At 67.7% G+C, this 17,055-nt stretch carries 16 protein-coding genes and 2 tRNA genes; 11 read left to right on the forward strand and 7 right to left on the reverse strand.

Going from position 1 to position 17,055, the window contains the following annotated elements; genetic code table 11:
• Positions 1-12: 12 nt before the first annotated feature.
• On the reverse strand, positions 13-270 hold the full coding sequence (locus B146_RS0113535; protein WP_019996989.1) for a hypothetical protein: 258 nt from the start codon (positions 268-270) through the stop codon (positions 13-15).
• A 39-nt stretch (positions 271-309) separates the two neighbouring features.
• Here B146_RS0113535 and B146_RS0113540 point away from each other — a divergent pair, with 39 nt between their 5' ends.
• Together B146_RS0113540 and B146_RS0113545 are read left to right on the forward strand one after the other, a co-directional pair.
• Positions 310-714 (forward strand): hypothetical protein, encoded by a 405-nt coding sequence (locus tag B146_RS0113540; protein WP_155897492.1) that lies wholly within the window; start codon positions 310-312, stop codon positions 712-714.
• 104 nt (positions 715-818) lie between these two features.
• Positions 819-1,073 carry a hypothetical protein gene (locus B146_RS0113545; RefSeq protein ID WP_155897493.1) on the forward strand — a complete coding sequence of 85 codons (255 nt, stop codon included), beginning with the start codon at positions 819-821 and terminating at the stop codon, positions 1,071-1,073.
• Positions 1,074-1,114: 41 nt separating this feature from the next.
• Here B146_RS0113545 and B146_RS27820 read toward each other — a convergent pair whose 3' ends face one another.
• Positions 1,115-2,116, reverse strand: a complete 1,002-nt coding sequence (locus B146_RS27820; protein WP_019996992.1) for an imelysin family protein — start codon at positions 2,114-2,116, stop codon at positions 1,115-1,117.
• A gap of 419 nt (positions 2,117-2,535) precedes the next feature.
• Here B146_RS27820 and B146_RS0113555 point away from each other — a divergent pair, with 419 nt between their 5' ends.
• The gene (locus B146_RS0113555; RefSeq protein ID WP_019996993.1) at positions 2,536-3,363 is read left to right on the forward strand and encodes a DUF2076 domain-containing protein; all 828 of its coding nucleotides are present in this window, start codon (positions 2,536-2,538) and stop codon (positions 3,361-3,363) included.
• Between the two features lie 81 nt (positions 3,364-3,444).
• Here the strand turns inward: B146_RS0113555 and B146_RS0113560 are convergent, their stop codons facing one another.
• The 3 genes from B146_RS0113560 to B146_RS0113570 all read right to left on the reverse strand — a co-directional run bounded on the left by B146_RS0113560 (position 3,445) and on the right by B146_RS0113570 (position 6,083).
• Positions 3,445-4,806 carry an APC family permease gene (locus B146_RS0113560; protein ID WP_019996994.1) on the reverse strand — a complete coding sequence of 454 codons (1,362 nt, stop codon included), beginning with the start codon at positions 4,804-4,806 and terminating at the stop codon, positions 3,445-3,447.
• Between the two features lie 88 nt (positions 4,807-4,894).
• A complete protein-coding gene (gph, locus tag B146_RS0113565) occupies positions 4,895-5,575 on the reverse strand; it encodes a phosphoglycolate phosphatase (RefSeq protein ID WP_019996995.1) in 681 nt (226 codons plus the stop codon).
• Positions 5,576-5,585: 10 nt separating this feature from the next.
• Entirely contained in the window at positions 5,586-6,083 is a 498-nt protein-coding gene (locus B146_RS0113570) for a MaoC family dehydratase (protein ID WP_019996996.1), read from the reverse strand.
• Positions 6,084-6,252: 169 nt separating this feature from the next.
• Between B146_RS0113570 and B146_RS0113575 the strand changes: the two genes are divergently transcribed.
• The 4 genes from B146_RS0113575 (at position 6,253) to B146_RS26095 (ending at position 12,819) form a co-directional block, all read left to right on the forward strand.
• Positions 6,253-8,028 carry an N-acetylglutaminylglutamine amidotransferase gene (locus tag B146_RS0113575; protein ID WP_019996997.1) on the forward strand — a complete coding sequence of 592 codons (1,776 nt, stop codon included), beginning with the start codon at positions 6,253-6,255 and terminating at the stop codon, positions 8,026-8,028.
• A gap of 29 nt (positions 8,029-8,057) precedes the next feature.
• Positions 8,058-9,767, forward strand: coding sequence for an N-acetylglutaminylglutamine synthetase (ngg, locus tag B146_RS26090; protein ID WP_019996998.1), 1,710 nt, complete (start codon positions 8,058-8,060; stop codon positions 9,765-9,767).
• Between the two features lie 10 nt (positions 9,768-9,777).
• Positions 9,778-10,917: an osmoprotectant NAGGN system M42 family peptidase gene (locus tag B146_RS0113585; protein WP_019996999.1), complete on the forward strand. Its 1,140-nt coding sequence runs from the start codon at positions 9,778-9,780 to the stop codon at positions 10,915-10,917.
• Between the two features lie 156 nt (positions 10,918-11,073).
• Complete coding sequence (locus B146_RS26095; protein WP_019997000.1) at positions 11,074-12,819, forward strand: cache domain-containing protein; 1,746 nt, start codon at positions 11,074-11,076, stop codon at positions 12,817-12,819.
• A 67-nt stretch (positions 12,820-12,886) separates the two neighbouring features.
• Here B146_RS26095 and B146_RS29020 read toward each other — a convergent pair whose 3' ends face one another.
• Positions 12,887-13,060 carry a hypothetical protein gene (locus tag B146_RS29020; RefSeq protein ID WP_019997001.1) on the reverse strand — a complete coding sequence of 58 codons (174 nt, stop codon included), beginning with the start codon at positions 13,058-13,060 and terminating at the stop codon, positions 12,887-12,889.
• A 331-nt stretch (positions 13,061-13,391) separates the two neighbouring features.
• Here B146_RS29020 and B146_RS0113600 point away from each other — a divergent pair.
• From B146_RS0113600 to B146_RS26100, 4 genes are all read left to right on the forward strand, one after another.
• Positions 13,392-13,466 (forward strand) — tRNA-Asn (locus tag B146_RS0113600).
• A gap of 75 nt (positions 13,467-13,541) precedes the next feature.
• Positions 13,542-13,754 carry a hypothetical protein gene (locus B146_RS0113605; RefSeq protein WP_155897495.1) on the forward strand — a complete coding sequence of 71 codons (213 nt, stop codon included), beginning with the start codon at positions 13,542-13,544 and terminating at the stop codon, positions 13,752-13,754.
• A gap of 79 nt (positions 13,755-13,833) precedes the next feature.
• Positions 13,834-14,202: a hypothetical protein gene (locus B146_RS0113610; protein WP_019997003.1), complete on the forward strand. Its 369-nt coding sequence runs from the start codon at positions 13,834-13,836 to the stop codon at positions 14,200-14,202.
• 200 nt (positions 14,203-14,402) lie between these two features.
• Positions 14,403-16,160, forward strand: a complete 1,758-nt coding sequence (locus B146_RS26100) for a peptidoglycan D,D-transpeptidase FtsI family protein (protein WP_019997004.1) — start codon at positions 14,403-14,405, stop codon at positions 16,158-16,160.
• Between the two features lie 383 nt (positions 16,161-16,543).
• Here B146_RS26100 and B146_RS0113620 read toward each other — a convergent pair.
• Positions 16,544-16,618: transfer RNA gene (locus B146_RS0113620), tRNA-Gly, on the reverse strand.
• Positions 16,619-17,055 lie beyond the last annotated feature (437 nt).

Below are 17,055 nucleotides of genomic sequence, written 5' to 3' on the forward strand. Positions count from 1 at the left end.
TGCCGATAGGTGTCAGACCGCGGCGCTCTGGCGAATGGCGTCGATCAGCTGGCCGAGGCGCTGCGAGCCGGCCTCGGTCAGCGTGCCGCGCTCGCCTTCCGCCTCGAGGAGGCCGGCCTTTTCCATTTCCTCGACGCCGGCCGAATCGGCCTTGTGGCCCTTGCCGTCGTCGAGCACGACGCGCGTCACCACTTCGCCGCTGACAAGAGAGTGATAGGCGGCGAAGGTGAGGATGGAGAGCGCGTGATCGCTAAGGGTCTGCTGGCTCATGAAAGCGTTCCTTCTGGGTGATGGCGTTCAAGGGAACGAATGGAGCGCGGCGCGATTGGCTCCCCCGCAGCGGCAAAGTTTCGCGCAAGGGCGATGGAGGGCACCGTTAAAAAACTGCCGTCCGGCTTTCTCGACAGCGCCACGTTCGCTCGCTACCTCTCGCTGCGCAATCGCAAGGCATCGCATATGACGAAGATCGTAGACCCCGAACTGAACGCGCTGATCCGTGAGGTGATCGAGGCCCGGCTGATCAAGCCCGGCTCGCCCGAGCACGTCGTGGCGATGCGCGTCGGCAGTGAAGGTCTGGGAGCCCTGACGCCGGAGGAGCGCGACCTGTTCGAGACGCGCGTCCTGCCGATTCTCGCCAAGCCGATCCGCGAACAGCTGGCGATCGCCTCGATCGTCCAGCGCGGCGGCTACGTGCCCCGCAAGATCGAGTTCTAGGAGGCTGGAAATTCAGCGCGAGGCGGCGTCGCAACCCCGCCTCGCGCTGTGGAAAACCGCAAGGCCGGCCCTACATCAAAGGGGGTGTGTTTCCGGAGTTTCCCATGCGCGCCGACCCCGAACTGTCCCAGCTTATAGCCGATGTCATCGACGCCGGTCTTCTGGCGCCCGGTTCGCGGGAAATCGAGATCGCCCGGCGCGTGGCGGTCGAGGGCCAGCGACGGCTGACGCCGGACGAGCGACAGGTTTGGGAAAGCGCGGTGCTGCCGGTTCTGGCCAAGCCCCTGGAGCTTCAGGTCGCCGCCCGCGCCCTGGAACAGCGGGCGTTCCGACGCTCGTCGAGACGCGCCCTCGCCTGACACCAAAATTTTCGCGGGCCGGCGTTCCGGCCCGCCGCTCCTCAAGGCTGGGATTCTGCGGGCAGACCCAGGGCAAGCGCGACCTCGGTGGTGAGCGACTGTTCCACCGCTTCGATCCGCGCGAGCGCCTCGCGCAGCACCGCCTCGCCCTTCGAGGTTTCCGAGACATCGCCGAGTTCGGGACCGAGCGTGCGCAAGGACAGGGCGATCGCCCCGAGTTCCGCGCCGGGCGATGGGGCGGGAGCCGACGCGAGGTCCAAAAGCCCCGATCCCTCGAGTAGCGCACGGATGCCGCCGAGATCGGCCGCGAGCATGGCCGTCGCATGGCCGCTGCGGCCGAACAGGAAGAGATTGGCCGCCGTCGCGCCGTCGCGCGCGTCGAGGCCGGGAACGATGCGCTCTTCGCGGATCGTCCGGAGCCCCGAGATGGCGGCGTCGAGGATCGCCTTCAGCGCGTCGGTCTCGCTGCGGAACCTCGGATCGGACGGGCTCGGCTTGAGAAGACGCTCCGAAATCCCGTGCGGATCGCGCCATTGTTCGGCCACCGCGTCGGAAATCTGCCCGAGATTGTCGACGATCGTCGCGCCGTAGCGGCAGCGGAACGCGCCGGACCGGTCGGCGAGCATGTCCGAGCCCCGGCCGAACAGGACATATTCCAGCGCCGTCAGGCCTTGAACGGCGGCGCTCTTGCGCGGCAGGAGATCGCTCGTCGTCGCGTCCACGTCGCGCCGGTTGACGATGATCTGCGCCTGGCGCTGCGTCGCCTCGCGCCGGTCCGGCCAGAACAGGAAACGATCGAAGCGCTCGCCTTCCATGATCGGACCGAAGCGGATGAACTCCACCGCGCCGAACGCCTCGCTGAAACTCGCAAAACCCTCGCGCGCCTCGCGCAAAGCCTCCGCGCTCGGCTTGGCGCAGAGGGCCGCGAAAGTCTTCGCCTCCGCTTCGCCGGCCTTGTCGAGCTGCTCGTAGCCCGGCCGGATCACGCCCTCGATCGCCCGCTGCACGACGGCCTCGCGCGAAACGGGGGCCTCGCGCGACACGGGGGCTTGGGCGGAAGGCGGGGCCGCGTGCCCGACAGAAGCGAAAAGAAGAAGTCCGCTCGTTGCCCAAGCGGCGGCGGCAAGCCCGGTTCGGCGAAGACGCATCGCGAAGCACTCCCGAAATCAAGGCGCGGCCTGAGGAATCCCAAGGGGGTCGCGAAAGGCCGCAAGGGGTCTGCGGGAGAGCGATAGACCAGCCCCGCCCCCCGCGCCACCCGCGAGGCCCTACGTGGCGCGGCTCGGGTCGCGAGGCTCCACCTTCGGGCAGGGTCCGATCAAGCGCTTGTGAAGAATCTGCGTCCGGCTGCTGGAAGCGCCACAATCGCGCGCCCATCTTCTGGCCCGTCCGCCGGCGATTCCCGATCCCGGCCGAGGACGAAGGGAAAGCCGCTGGGGCGGCTTGCGAGCGAGCGACCGAGATGAACAGCGAAGAACGTCAGATGCTGCAAAGCCTCTTCTCGCGCCTCAGCGAGACGGAGCGGGGCGCCCCGCCGCGCGATGGCGAGGCGGAAGGTTTCATCCGCGATCGGGTCTCCAGCGCGCCGCACCTGCCCTATTACATGGCGCAGACGATCATCGTGCAGGACGAGGCGCTGAAGGCCGCCCAGGCGCGCATCGAGGAACTGGAACGCGCCGAGCGCGAGCGCCCCGCGCCGAGCAGCGGCGGCGGCGGCTTCCTCAGCGGCTTGTTCGGCTCCTCCTCCACGCCGCGCGACACGCGCCCGATGGGCGTCCCTCAGGGCTATCGCGGCCGCGAGGACCAGAGCTACGGCGCCCCGCCGCCGCGCGGCCCCTGGGGCAGCGCGCCGCAGGCCGCTCCCCAGGCCGCGCCCTACGGCCAACCGGCCTATGGCGGGGCGCCGCAGACCGGATACGGCGCGCCGCAGGGTTACAGTGGGCCGGCCGGCTACCAGCCGCCGATGCAGGGCGGGCGCGGCGGCGGGTTCCTGGCCGGCGCGGCGCAGACGGCGGTGGGCGTCGCCGGCGGCGTGGTGCTCGGCAACATGCTCGGCAACATGTTCGGCGGCACGCATTCCTTCCTCAATCCCGGCGCGGAAGGCGGCATCGTGGAAAACACCAATGTCGAGAATGTCGAGGTCATCAACGAGGCCCCCGCCCCCCAGGACGTGTCCGACAACGGGAATTTCGACAGCGGCAATTTCGATAGCGGCATCGACGGCAACGGCATGCAGGACGCGGGTTACGACGATCCGGGCTTCGGCGGCGACGACTTCCAGGATATCTGATTCCGAACGAGCGTCTGGCTCGAACGAGAAGGGCCGCCCCGAAGGCGGCCCGTTGCATCGCGGTGCGACACGAAGGCCGGCCTAGCCGGCCTTTTCCGATTCCAGAAAGGCGTCGATGCGCCCGTTCCGGCCCGCGCCCGTCACGAAGTAGAGAACGAGGATCGCCAGAAGAAGACCGCCGGCGATCAGCGGCGCCGCCCAGTCGCCTTCCGCGATGCGCACCACGATCAGCGTCGCGCAGAGACCCGCGCCCAGAATCGGCACGAGGCTCGGGATCTCGAACCGGCCCTTCGCCTCGCCCTTGCGGCGCTGGAGCACGAGCAGCGCGATGTTGACCACGGTGAAGACGGTGAGAAGCAGGAGCACCGTGGAGGCCGCGAGCGCGCCGATATCGCCGACGAGCGACAGGGCGACCACGATCAGAAGCAGCGCGCCGATCGCGACATAGGGCGTGTGGCGCGTGCGATGCACCCGTCCGAACGCCTCCGGCAGAAGGCCTTGGCGCGACATGCCGTAGAGAAGGCGCGAGGCCATCACGTAGTTGACGAGCGCCGTGTTGGCGACAGCGAAGATGGTGATCGCGGCATAGATGCCGGTCGGGAACCAGGGCGCGGCGCGCTCCACGACGAGGATCAGCGGGCCGGGTGCCTCGGCAAGCTCGCGCCAGGGCACGACCGAGACCGCCGTGATCGCGACGGCGATATAGATCGCGGTGGCCGCCAGCATCGCCGAGAGAATGGCGATCGGCATGGTGCGCTCGGGCTCGCGCACCTCCTCCGAGACGTTCAGCATGTCCTCGAAGCCGATGAAGGAGAAGAAGGTCAGAACCGCGCCCTGCGCGACGAGAAGCACCACGGACCCGCTCAGCGGCTCGCCGCCCGCGCCGGTCGGGAACTCCAGAAGATCGGCCTCGCCCCAATAGGACATCCCGACCGCGATCACGAGGATGAGGCCGAAGGCTTCGATCACGGTGCAGAGCGCGTTCAGCCAGAGCGATTCCGAGATGCCCCGGAACAGGACGCCGGCGAGAAGCACGAGAAAGCCGATCGCGAGCACGCTCTGCGGCGCGTCGATGCCGGTGACGCCCATGAAATTGCGCGCCACGACATTGCTCTGGGTGGCGATCGAGGTGAGGCCCGAGCAGACCACCGCGAGCCCTACGAGATAGGACAGCATGGGCCGGCCATAGGCGCGCTGCGTGACATAGGCGGCCCCGCCGGCGCGGGGATAGCGCGAGGCGATCGAGGCATAGGACAGGCCGGTCAGGAGCGCCGCGACCATGGAGACGAGAAAGGCGATCCAGATCGCGCTGCCGAGTTCCCCGGCCGCTTCGCCGATCAGCCCGTAAATGCCCGCGCCCAGCATGGAGCCGAGCCCGAACAAGGCGACCTGCGGCAGGCCGACCGCGCGTTTCAGCCTGGCATGTCCGTCCGTATCCGTCATCGCCCTCTCCCGTTTCCTTCGCTTGCCAAGAGAAACGATAGCGGCGAGGCGGCGCGAGGCGAGTCCGATTGCGGCGAAAAAGCGGCGATCAGCCCCGGAGGTCGGCGAGGCGGGCCGGGATTTCGTCGAGCCGATCGAGCACGAGATCGGCCCCGAGCGCATCAGCGCCGAGCGTCGTGTAGCCGCCGCGCAGCGCGATCACCTTGATGCCGGCGCCCTTGGCGGCTTCCACGTCGTTCTCGGAATCGCCGACGAACACGATGTCGGCGGGCTCCAGCGCCAGTTCCTCGGCCGCAAAAAGCAGGAGGTCGGGCGCGGGCTTCTTGCGCGGGCCGGCATCGCCGCCGACCACGAGCGCCATGCGGTCGAGAATGCCGAAATGGCGGAGGATGTCGTCGGTCTCGACGCGCGGCTTGTTGGTGACGACGCCCAGGCGAAAGCCGCCCTCGTCCAGAAGCCGGAGCGCGTCGCTGGCGCCGGCGTTCAACGTCGTCAGCTCGGTCGCGCGCGCGCCGTAGATCGACAGATAACGCGCCACGACCTTGTCGCGCGAGGCCGGGTCGATCGCCTTGCCGAGCGCGGCATAGGCGCGCTCGATCAAGGCCTGCACGCCCGCGCCCACCATCGCGGCGACGGCCTCCGGCATGAAGGGCGGCTCGCCGTAGCTCGCCAGGGTCTCGTTCAGCGCCGCATGGATATCGGGCAGCGAGTCGATCAGCGTGCCGTCGAGATCGAAGAGGACGGCCTTCGGCCAGGATGCGTCGGACATGAATGTCTCCTCAGTCGGCGGGCGGTTCGATCACGGCGAGCGTGATCCAATGGGCTGTCAGCGCCGGCTTCAGCGCGTTCTCGATCTCGATCGCCGCCTCCCAGGCGGACTGGATCGACACGGCCCGCTCGGTCAGCCCGACCAGCCGGAAGCGGCCGCGCACCCGCGCGCCGGATTTGACCGGCGTGATGAAGCGGACTTTCTCGAAGCCGTAATTGATGCCCATCTTCGTGCCGGTGACACCCGGCATCGCGCCATAGGCGAGGATCGACAGGAGCGAGAGCGTCAGGAAGCCATGGGCGATCGTGCCGCCGAAGGGCGTCTCGGCCGCCGCGCGCTCCGGGTCCACATGGATGAACTGATGATCGTGCGTGGCGTCGGCGAACGTGTCGATCATCCGCTGGTCGACCACCAGCCAGTCGGACACGAAGCTCTCGCCGTCGAGATGCGTGCGATAGGTCTCGATCGGCACGAGAGTGGGGCCCTTCGGGGCGGTCGTCGCGGTCATGGCCTGTCCTGAAACGTCCGGTTCGCTCGGGGTTCATAGAGCGTCCGCCGCGCGATGGCCACGCCTGCCCTTTCGCGAAACGTCCGGTTTTTCTCTGGGTCGCCGCGAAACCTGCCCTAGCTAGGGGCGCGACCGACCATCCCAAAGACCTCCCACGGAAAGGAAACTCATGTGTGGACTCTGCGGTGAGATCCGCTTCGACGGCCGCTTCGCTTCTCCCGAAACGCTGGGCGCCATGGCCTCCTGTCTCGCGCCGCGCGGGCCGGACGGATCGGGCGTGGTGGTGCGCGGGCGGGTGGGCCTCGGCCATCGCCGGCTGAAGATCATCGACCTCACCGAACAGTCCGCCCAGCCGATGGAGGACCCCGATCTCGGGCTGACGCTCGCCTTCAACGGCTGCATCTACAACTATCCGGAGCTGCGCCGCGAACTGGAAGGGATAGGATATCGCTTCTTCTCGCATGGCGACACGGAAGTGATCCTGAAGAGCTACCACGCCTGGGGCCGGGACTGCGTGAAGCGCTTCCACGGCATGTTCGCCTTCGCCATCCACGAGCGCGAAACGGGCCGCGTCTGCCTGGGGCGCGACCGCTTCGGCATCAAGCCGCTCTATCTCTCGCAGGACAAGGACCGGCTGCTTTTTGCCTCCTCCCTGCCCTCGATCGTGGCGGCGGGCGGTGTCGACACCTCGATCGACCCCGACGCGCTCCACCATTACATGAGCTTTCACGCCGTGGTGCCCGCCCCGCTGACGATCCTCAAGGGCGTGCGCAAGCTGCCGCCGGCGACGACCCGCCTGGTCGAGCCGGACGGGCGCTTCGACGACGTGACCTATTGGGCGCCCGCCTTCGGCCCGGCGGCAGATGATGCCGGCAAGACCACGCGCGACTGGGAAGACGAGCTTCTGGCTCACCTCCGGCGCGCGGTGGAGCGGCGCATGGTGGCGGACGTGCCGGTGGGCGTCCTCCTGTCGGGCGGCGTCGATTCCTCCCTCATCGTCGGCCTTCTCGCCGAAGCCGGACAGACGGGCCTTTCGACCTTCTCGATCGGCTTCGAGGACGCCAATGGCGAGGTCGGCAACGAGTTCGAATATTCCGACCTCATCGCCCGGCATTACGGCACGAAGCATCACCGCATCTTCGTGCCCGGCTCCGAGCTTCTCGAAAACCTGCCGGCGGCGATCCGCGCCATGTCGGAGCCCATGGTCTCCTACGACAATATCGGCTTCTTCCTTCTGTCGCGGGAAGTCTCGAAGCACATCAAGGTCGTGCAGTCCGGCCAGGGCGCGGACGAAATTCTCGCCGGTTACCATTGGTATCCGCCGATGGCGGGCGCCGCCGACCCGTTCGAGACCTATCGCGGCCATTTCTTCGACCGCTCGCACGACACGCTGCAGCGCCAGCTCGGCCCCCGCTGGCGCGGCGGGGCGGATGCGAGCGGCGCCTTCGTGCGCGATCATTTCGCCCTGCCCGGCGCGGACGACCCCGTGGCGAAGGCGCTGCGCATCGATGCGCAGGTCATGCTGGTGGACGATCCCGTCAAGCGCGTCGACAACATGACCATGGCCTGGGGCCTCGAAGCGCGCGTGCCCTTCCTCGACCACGAACTGGCCGAACTCGCCGCCCGCATTCCCTCCGCCGAGAAGCTCAAGGGCGGCGGCAAGGGCATCCTGAAGGACGTGGCCCGGCGCATCATCCCCTCCGAGGTGATCGATCGCAAGAAGGGCTATTTCCCGGTTCCGCAGCTGAAATACCTGTCGGGGCCGACGCTCGACATGGTCAGGGACACGATGGGCTCGGCCCGGGCGCGCGAGCGCGGCCTGTTCGACCCCGCCTATCTCGACACGCTCTTTGCCGATCCGGCGAGCCACATCACCCCGCTTCAGGGCTCCGAGCTCTGGCAGGTGGCGCTTCTGGAACTCTGGCTTCAGGAGCAGGGGCTTTGAGCATGGCCGCGACAAGGACGCCCGACCCGATGGTGCAAGCTTCCGACCCCGCCGGCCCGGCCGCCGACGTGTCTCTCGACTGCGGCTGGGGGCGGCTCTGCTTTGCCCAGACCTTCGCCGATCCGGCGCATCTCGCCCGCTCGCTGGAGGAGGAAGGCCCGGCCCGGCGCGACATCGCCTTTTACGTCTCGGAACCGCACGTCCTTCTGGCGCAGGCGCCGATCGATCTCTTTCTCGATCCCTCGCACACCTATCGGCTCGATCTTGACGCGCTGAAGCCCTCCTTGCGCAGCCCGGCGGGCTTTCGCATCCGCCCCATCGAGCGGGAAAGCGACGCGGCGGCGATCAATCGGATCTACCGGGTGCGCAACATGGTGGAGGTCGATCCCGGCTTTCTCTGGAGCCATCGCGAGGGATCGGCGCTGACCTATCTCGTGGCCGAGGACGAGCGCACCGGCGCGGTGATCGGCACGGTGACGGGCGTCGATCACGTCGCGGCCTTCGGCGACCCCGACAACGGCACCTCGCTCTGGTGCCTGGCGATCGACGCGCAGGCCGTCTATCCCGGCCTCGGCGAAGCCCTGGTGCGCGGGCTCGCCGGCCGGTTCCACAAGGCTGGGCGCCGCACGCTCGATCTTTCCGTCATGCATGACAACGCGGCCGCGATCGGCCTCTACGAGCGGCTCGGCTTCCACCGCCTGCCGACCTTCGCGGTGAAGCGGCGCAACCCGATCAACGAGCGCCTCTTCACTGGCACGCCCAGCGCCGACGAGGCGCTGAACCCCTATGCGCGGATCATCGTGGACGAGGCGCGCCGGCGCGGCATCCATGCCGAACTGCTCGACGCCAAGGGCGGCTTCTTCCGCCTGACCTATGGCGGGCGTAGCCTGCGCTGCCGCGAAAGCCTGTCGGACCTCACCTCCGCCGTAGCGCTGTCGATCTGCGACGACAAGAGCGTGACGCGCCGCCTCGTGGCCGATGCCGGCGTGGTGGTGCCCGAGCAGATCGTGGCGGGCGACGAGGCGGAGCTTCAGGCCTTTCTCGACAGCCACGGCCAGATCGTGGTGAAGCCCGCGCGCGGCGAGCAGGGTCGCGGCATCTCGGTCGGCCTCTCGACGCTGGAGGACGCCAAAGCCGCGATCGAGACGGCCCGGCGCGAATGCGACCGGGTGCTGGTGGAAAGCTGCTTCCAGGGGCGCGACCTTCGCCTCGTGGTGATCGACTTCCGGCTGGTCGCCGCCGCGATCCGCGAGCCGCCGGCCGTCACCGGCAACGGGTCGGACACGGTGCGCGAGCTGATCGAGCAATTGTCGCGCCGTCGCCAGAGCGCGACATCAGGCGAAAGCACCGTGCCGCTCGACGCCGAGACCGAGCGCACCGTGCGCGCGGCTGGCTTTGCGATGGACGCGGTTCTGCCCGAGGGCGAGCGCCTGACCGTGCGCCGCACCGCCAATCTCCACACCGGCGGCACGATCCACGACGTCACCGACATCGTGCATCCGCGCCTCGTGGAAGCGGCGGTCGCGGCGGCCCGCGCCATCGACATTCCTGTCTGCGGCATCGACCTCATGGTCGAGGACCCCTCGCGCGAGCCCTATGTCTTCATCGAGGCGAACGAGCGGCCGGGCCTTGCCAATCACGAGCCGCAGCCGACCGCCGAGCGCTTCATCGACCTCCTGTTCCCGCTTTCCATCCCCGCTTCGGCGCGCACCGCGCGGCTGAAGCGCCGTCTGGACTGACCTCACGCCCATGGCCCGCCATTCCATCGACACCGACTATCTGGAAGCGCAGCTGCGCACCCTTCTCGCGATCCCGAGCCCGACCGGCTACACCGACACGGTGGTGCGGCACGTCACTGAGGAGCTTCAGCGCTTCGGCCTCGACGTGGAGCTGACGCGCCGAGGCGCCATCCGCGCGGTCCGGCAAGGCTCGCGCCGCGCGGCGGCGCGCGCCATCGTCAGCCATCTCGACACGCTCGGGGCGCAGGTGAAGGGCCTCAAATCCAACGGGCGGCTGGAACTCGTGCCGATCGGCACCTGGTCGGCACGCTTTGCGGAGGGCGCGCGGGCGACGATCTTTGCCGAGGAGACGACCTATCGCGGCACGATCCTGCCGCTGAAGGCGTCGGGCCACACGTTCAACGAGGAAGTGGACACCGCGCCGATCGGCTGGCCGCATGTGGAGCTGCGCATCGACGAGATCGTGCGGGACGCGGCCGACGTCGCGCGGCTCGGCATCGATGTCGGCGACACGGTGGCGATCGACCCGCAGCCGGAATTCCTCGACAACGGCTTCATCGTGTCCCGCCATCTCGACAACAAGGCTGGCGTCGCCGTCATGCTCGCCGCGCTCGACGCCATGGAGCGCGCGGGTTCGCAGACGCCGGTGGACATCCACTGGCTCTTCACCATCGCCGAGGAAGTGGGCGTCGGTGCCGCCTCGATCCTGAAGCCCGAGGTCGCCTCCATGGTGGCGGTGGACAACGGCACCAGCGCGCCGGGGCAGAATTCGTCGGAATTCGGCGTCACGCTCGCCATGGCCGACCAGACCGGCCCGTTCGACTATCATCTGACGCGCAAGCTGGCGCGCCTGTGCCGCGACGAGGACATTCGCTTCCAGAAGGACGTGTTCCGCTACTACCGCTCGGACTCCGCCTCAGCCGTCGAAGCCGGGCACGACGTGCGCACCGCGCTCGTCACCTTCGGCGTCGATGCCTCGCACGGCTGGGAGCGTATTCATATGGACGCGCTGCGCTCGCTCGCCGAGCTTCTCACCGCCTATGCCGTGTCCTCGCTGGAGATCGAGCGCGACTTGAAGCAGAGCGGCGATCTTGCCGGCTTCACGCGCCAACCCCTGGCGGAAGCGGCCAGCGAGAACGCGGATGGGTGAAGCGCCCGACGATCAGTAAGGCAGCATTAGGCTTGTTCCAAAACTTGTGGTTACAGGCCTCTGGTCGTTCATCAAGTTCCAACCAGCCGCGGGCAGTCTTCGAGGTCCTGGTATCGCACATGGTCGTGTGTTCCCAACCCGATGACAAGGCTGCCCATGTTCCGGCTTCCCAGACTGACCGTCCGTCTCAAGATGACGATGCTGATCCTGGCGGGATTGCTTCTCCTGTCCGGCATCAGTTTCTGGCAGGTCCGCAATACGTTGCTGGACGACGCGCAGGCCAAGGCGGACACGCAGCAGGAATCCAATCTGCGGGTGGCCCGAGAGGTGCTCCAACGCTACGGAACGCAGTACCGCAGCGTCAACGGAGAGCTCTATATCGGTCTGCGCAAGCTCGACGGATTCTTCGAGCCGGTCGACAAGGTGAAGGAACTGGTCGGCGGTGTGGCCACGATCTTTTCGGGCGACACCCGCATCGCCACGAATGTCATCAAGGCGGACGGCACCCGCGCGGTCGGCACCAAGCTGACCTCGCCGGCCGTGATCGACGCCGTGCTCAAGAATGGCAAGCCCTATCGCGGCATGGCGGACATTCTCGGCAAGCCCTATTCCACCGCCTATGATCCCATCAAGGACGAGGCCGGCAACACGATCGGCATTCTCTTCGTCGGTGTGGAGATGGCCACCCTGCTCGGCCGCGTGAACGAGTTGCTGACGCATATGGCCGTCCTCAACGCGGCCATTCTCGTCGGTGTCGGCCTTCTCACCTATGTCCTGACCGGACCGATGCTGCGCCCGCTCGGCGTCCTGCGCGAGGACGTCCTGCGCATGGCGGGGGGCGATCTCTCGCAGGGCGTGAAAGCGTCCAAGGGCCGGGACGAGATCGCCGAGTTGCAGCGGGCGATGGGCGACATGACCGTGAAACTCTCCGAGATCGTCTCGGGCGTGCGCTCCTCCTCCTCGCTCGTCGCCGCCGGTTCGGCTCGCTCGGCCGAGACCGCCGAGCGCCTGTCGTCGGGCTCGACGGAACAGGCGGCGGCCTCCGAACAGGCCTCCGCCGCGATCGAACAGATGAGCGCCAATATCCGCCAGAACGCCGACAACGCCTCGACCACGGAGAAGATCGCCGCCCAGGCCTCCGAGTACGCCGGCACGACCGGCGAGGCCGTGGCGCAGTCCACCAAGGCGATGCGCGAGATCGCCGAGAAGATCGCCGTGGTGCAGGAGATCGCCCGCCAGACCGACCTGCTCGCCCTGAACGCCGCCATCGAGGCGGCCCGTGCCGGCCAGCATGGCAAGGGTTTTGCGGTCGTCGCGTCGGAAGTGCGCAAGCTCGCCGAGCGCTCCCAGGCGGCCTCCAGCGAAATCAGCGATCTCTCGACCAAGACGCTGGTGGTCGCCGAGGAAGCGGGCTCGCGTCTGGAGCGTCTGGTGCCCGATATCCGAAAGACGGCGGAACTCGTCTCCGAGATCTCGGCCGCCTGCCGCGAACAGTCGATCGGCGTGGAGCAGATCAACCAGGCCATTCAGCAGCTGGATCAGGTGACGCAGGCCAATGCCGGCGCGGCCGGCGAGATGACGGCGACCGCCGAGCAACTCGCGGAGGAAGCCGGGCAGCTGGAAGAGCGCGCGGGTTATTTCCGCATCGCCGCAACGCAGGCTCGGGAATCGACTGCGGCCGAGACCGGCCATGCCGCCGCCACGCCTCGCAGCGAAGCCGCAAAACCCAAGGCCGCCTCGCCCGAAGCCGCCTCGCCCAAGGCCACACCGCGCCCTCCGACCAGGAGAGCCGCGACGCCCGCCCTCGCGCCGCGTCCGAAGGCCCGTTCTTCCTCCGGCTTCGATCTCGACCTCGCCCCCGAAGGATCGAGCGGCGAAGCGTTCGAACGCCTCAGCGCGTGACGCGCCACTCCTCAAGCAGTCTGGATCGGGGCCGCCGCCAAGCGGCCCCGTTTCGTTTGGAGGGCCGTCAGCCCTTGCGCACGTCGCCCGTCACATAGGGATTGCCGTCGCCCTTCGGATCGACACGGCCGCGTTCGTCGGAAGGCTCGAGATCGCCCGCCGAGGACGAGCCGGGCGCGTGCTCGACCTGGCTTTCCCGCGACTCGTCTTCCGGTCCGACGCGCTTGCGATTGTCGTTCATGGAACCGTTCTCCTTGGCTTCCCACTGGAAAGCGGCCGGTGGGTGAAGGGTTCCCTCCCCGCAGCTCTCGCGGCGATCGGACCGGAGAACACGGCGTCCTGTCGGGATCGTCCCGACGGGAAAAGCCTGGACTTGCGGGGCTCGAGCCGTCATCGTCCTGGCGCGAGGTCCTCCCATGGATTGGCTCCTGCCGCTCCGCCCGACTGTGTCTGTCTGGGCCGGGCGGCAGACCTTGCGCAAGACACAGCCCTGCGACGGGGTCATCGTCTTTGGCATGAAAATGTCATTTTCCGATTGCGTCCCGCCGTCATCCTTGGTAACAGCGCGTCATTCCCCGGTAGCTCAGTGGTAGAGCAATCGACTGTTAATCGATCGGTCGCTGGTTCGAATCCGGCCCGGGGAGCCACTCCTTAAAATTCGGTCATGGAACGCTTGGAAGAGCGCTCGCGTTTTCCTCCCATACGGTTTGGAGGATCAGCCGATGACCATTCCCTCTGTCGAACAGGATCGCGTGATCTCGCATGGCAAGCCCATGGGGCCGAAGCTGCGCATCGCGATCGTCGCGTTCCTGGCCGCCTTGTTCGCGGCCATGATCACCACGCTCGTTGCGGGCAGCCCGACCACCGATCCGCAAACGGCACGCATTTCCATGTCGCAGCCGACCGCGCCGACCAACCCGAGCGGCAATCCCTAAATGTCCGACGCGGGCCGGCGCGCGAAAGCGCCCGCCCGCGTTTACCGCGCGTTAACCAGACTTGAGCGAGTCTGCGGCCATGTCGCCCTTGCTCGCTCGCGTCTCGATCCGGATCGCCAGCACGCTCTTCGCCTTCGCGGCGTTGATGCTGGTCGGCTTCGTGACGTCGCCGGGCAGCTTCGCGCTCGATACGGCACCGTTTCTCCAGAGCGCATCGCACGACAGCGAGCCGCTTTCCGATCATGCCGCGCAAGCCCAGGCCGATCAGGACGACACGCATAGCCACGACGCGGTGACGCCGCCGGTCTGGCACCTGTCTCCGCCGCCGCGCGCCGTCGTCGCGTCCCTTCATCATCGGCTCGGCGCGGCCCCCCGCCTTTACGGCCCCGACCGCCCTCCTCCGCGCGCCGGCTCCGACTTTCGGAGCGGACCGCTCGGGATTCTCTGAGCCGCGCTGATATCGAAACAGGCCGGACCGCCTGCGGACGACGCCTCCCCCAACGGGAGGCCTGACCCGTCCGCCCGTCCCGCCCGGCCAGGCCCTCGCCTGACGCGTTCGATCCCCGCGAGCCCATCCTTCCCCCCGCGCCTTCCGCGATGCCGTTGGCCCACCGGGCCGCTCGACCTCCCCTCGCGGACGCCCTCCCCATGCGCTTCGATTTCCTTGCCCGCCTGATTCCCGCTTCCGCGCCGGAGCTCCTGACGCGCCGCCCGGCCTATGTGCGCCTTCGCACCAGTCTCGTCGTCGCGCTCTTTGCGGCGATCTATCTCGTGATCGGTGGGCGCCTCGTCATGCTCGGCGCCCTGGAGGAGCCGACGCCCGTCGCCTGGCCCTCCCCGCCCTCGAAGGCGCGGCCGGACATTCTCGACCGCAACGGCGAAGTTCTCGCGATGGATGTTCCGAGCGCCTCCGTCTATGCCGAGCCGCGCAAGATGGTGGACGTGGACGAGGCGATCGAGGGCTTGATGCGGGTCTTCCCGGATCTCGATCCGGTGGATCTGCAGAAGCGCCTGTCCAGCCGCTCCGCCTTCACCTGGATCAAGCGCACCACGACCCGTGCCGAGCGCGACGCGCTCTGGGCGCTCGGCATTCCCGGCGTCGGCTTTCGCGACGAGCTGCGCCGCCTTTATCCCAACGGACGCGCGGCGGCGCATGTCCTCGGCGCGGTGAATGTCGACAATATCGGCATTGCCGGGATCGAGAAATGGGTGGACGGCCAGGGGCTTCAGGCGCTGCGCGGCGCGGGGCTCGACCTCGACAGCGACAATCTGGAGCCGATCCAGCTCAGCCTCGACCTGCGCGCGCAACATGCCTTGAGCGTCGAGCTCGCCGCGGGCGTCGAGAAATTCCAGGCTATCGCCGGCGCCGGGGTGATCATGGACATCACGAATGGCGAGATCATCGCCCTTGCCTCGCTGCCCGATTTCGATCCCAACACGCCGACGGACGCCTTGAAGCCGGACCGCATCAATCGCGTCAATGTCGGCACCTACGAGATGGGCTCGACCTTCAAGGCCATGACGACGGCGATGGCGCTGGAATCGGGGCAGTTCGACCTGCGCTCCGTGGTGGATGCGAGCACCCCGCTGCGCTTCGGGCGCTTCTCGATCCGGGATTATCGCGGCCAGAACCGGCCGCTGAACATTCCCGAATCCTTCATCCACTCCTCCAACATCGTCATGGGCAAGATCGCCATGGCGGTCGGCCCGGAGCATCACCGCTCCTTCCTCAAGCGGCTGGGGCAGCTCGACCGGCTCGTCACCGAGCTTCCCGAGACCGCCAGCCCGCTCTACCCCGCCAAATGGGGGGATCTGAACACCGCGACGATCTCCTTCGGCCATGGCATCGCCGTGACGCCGCTTCAGGCGAGCATGGGCATCGCCGCCGTCGTGAACGGGGGCCGCCTCCTGCGCCCGACCTTCGTGAAGGGCGCGGAGGTAGAGGAGCGCATCGTGACAGAAGGCGTCGTGTCGCAGCGCACGAGCGAGGCGCTGCGCTTCCTGATGCGCCTCAACGCCCGCGTCGGCTCGGCCGGCAAGGCGGATGTGGAAGGCTATTTCATCGGCGGAAAGACGGGCACGTCGGAGAAGGTCGTGAACGGTCGCTATGACAGTGGCACGGTGCTGACCGCCTTCATGGGAATCGCGCCCGCCCACGCGCCCCGCTATCTCTTCATGACGATCCTCGACGAGCCCAAGCCCCTGCCCGAGACCTACGGCTTCCGCACGTCCGGCTGGAACGTCGTGCCGGTGACCGGCAAGATCATCTCCCGCGTCCTGCCGATCCTCGGCGTCGCCCCGAGCGCCGAGTGGCCCGCCTCCCCCTTCCCCGCCATGGTCTCGGCGCGGGCCTGGGGCTCCAACCTCTTCGACGGACCGCGCCGCGTGGCGGTCAGCCAGCCCTGATTCGACCGCGCGGGCGGGAGGAGACCCGCCGGCGCCTCGACGAAAGCGGCCGGGCGACGGACGCCCGGCGGCGCGGCCTCGGACAGGAACGCAGAAGCGCCTTTCGCTCGCACGGACTCTTTTCCTGCGAGCGGAAGGCGTTGACGCGTTCGGCGCCGAGCCGCGATCATGCCGAGCATCAACGGACGCCCCCCTGCCAGAGCGCCCCTCGAAGGCGGACGATGCGCGATCTCGCGCCTTTTTCGGGTGATGAACGGGCAAGAGAGTGCGCGCCAGCCGCCGCGGTCAGACGCCGACACCGAGCAAATCAGTCGACGCCTCGCAAAGCGCGACACCAGCCATGCAGGCCAGTCCAAAAACATCGAATTGTACTAGGAAAAAACTGGAGCGGGCGATGGGATTCGAACCCACGACCCCAACCTTGGCAAGGTTGTGCTCTACCCCTGAGCTACGCCCGCCCGCTCTCGTATCCGCCACCCGAAGGCGCTGCGGATGAGCGGCTTATGCGCCATCCCCTTCCGGAATGCAAGAGGCTTCGTGACGGAAAAACGACGCCTGATCCTCGTTGGGCGTCATGCCGATGAAGGTCGGGTTCTCGGCCAGTAAGCGTCGGGGAAGAGCGGAGGACATGTTGGAGCGGGCGATGGGGATCGAACCCACGACATCCAGCTTGGGAAGCTATAGGAAGAATTGTTTCAGAGAGTTTCCTAGGTGTCAAAACACTATCGAAACCCTTGTTTTGTTGACGATTGCGTTTCACGATGCTTCTTGATGTCAGCGGCTGGACGGCTGCATCCGTCCAATACCCGTCCAAGGACGTCCAAGAGTGCCCGACTTACCCACTACCAAAGGCGCGATTGAAGCGCTCCCTCTCCCCGTCAAGAACGCCGCGGAT

This window comes from Aureimonas ureilytica DSM 18598 = NBRC 106430, from assembly GCF_000382705.1.
Lineage (GTDB): Bacteria > Pseudomonadota > Alphaproteobacteria > Rhizobiales > Rhizobiaceae > Aureimonas > Aureimonas ureilytica.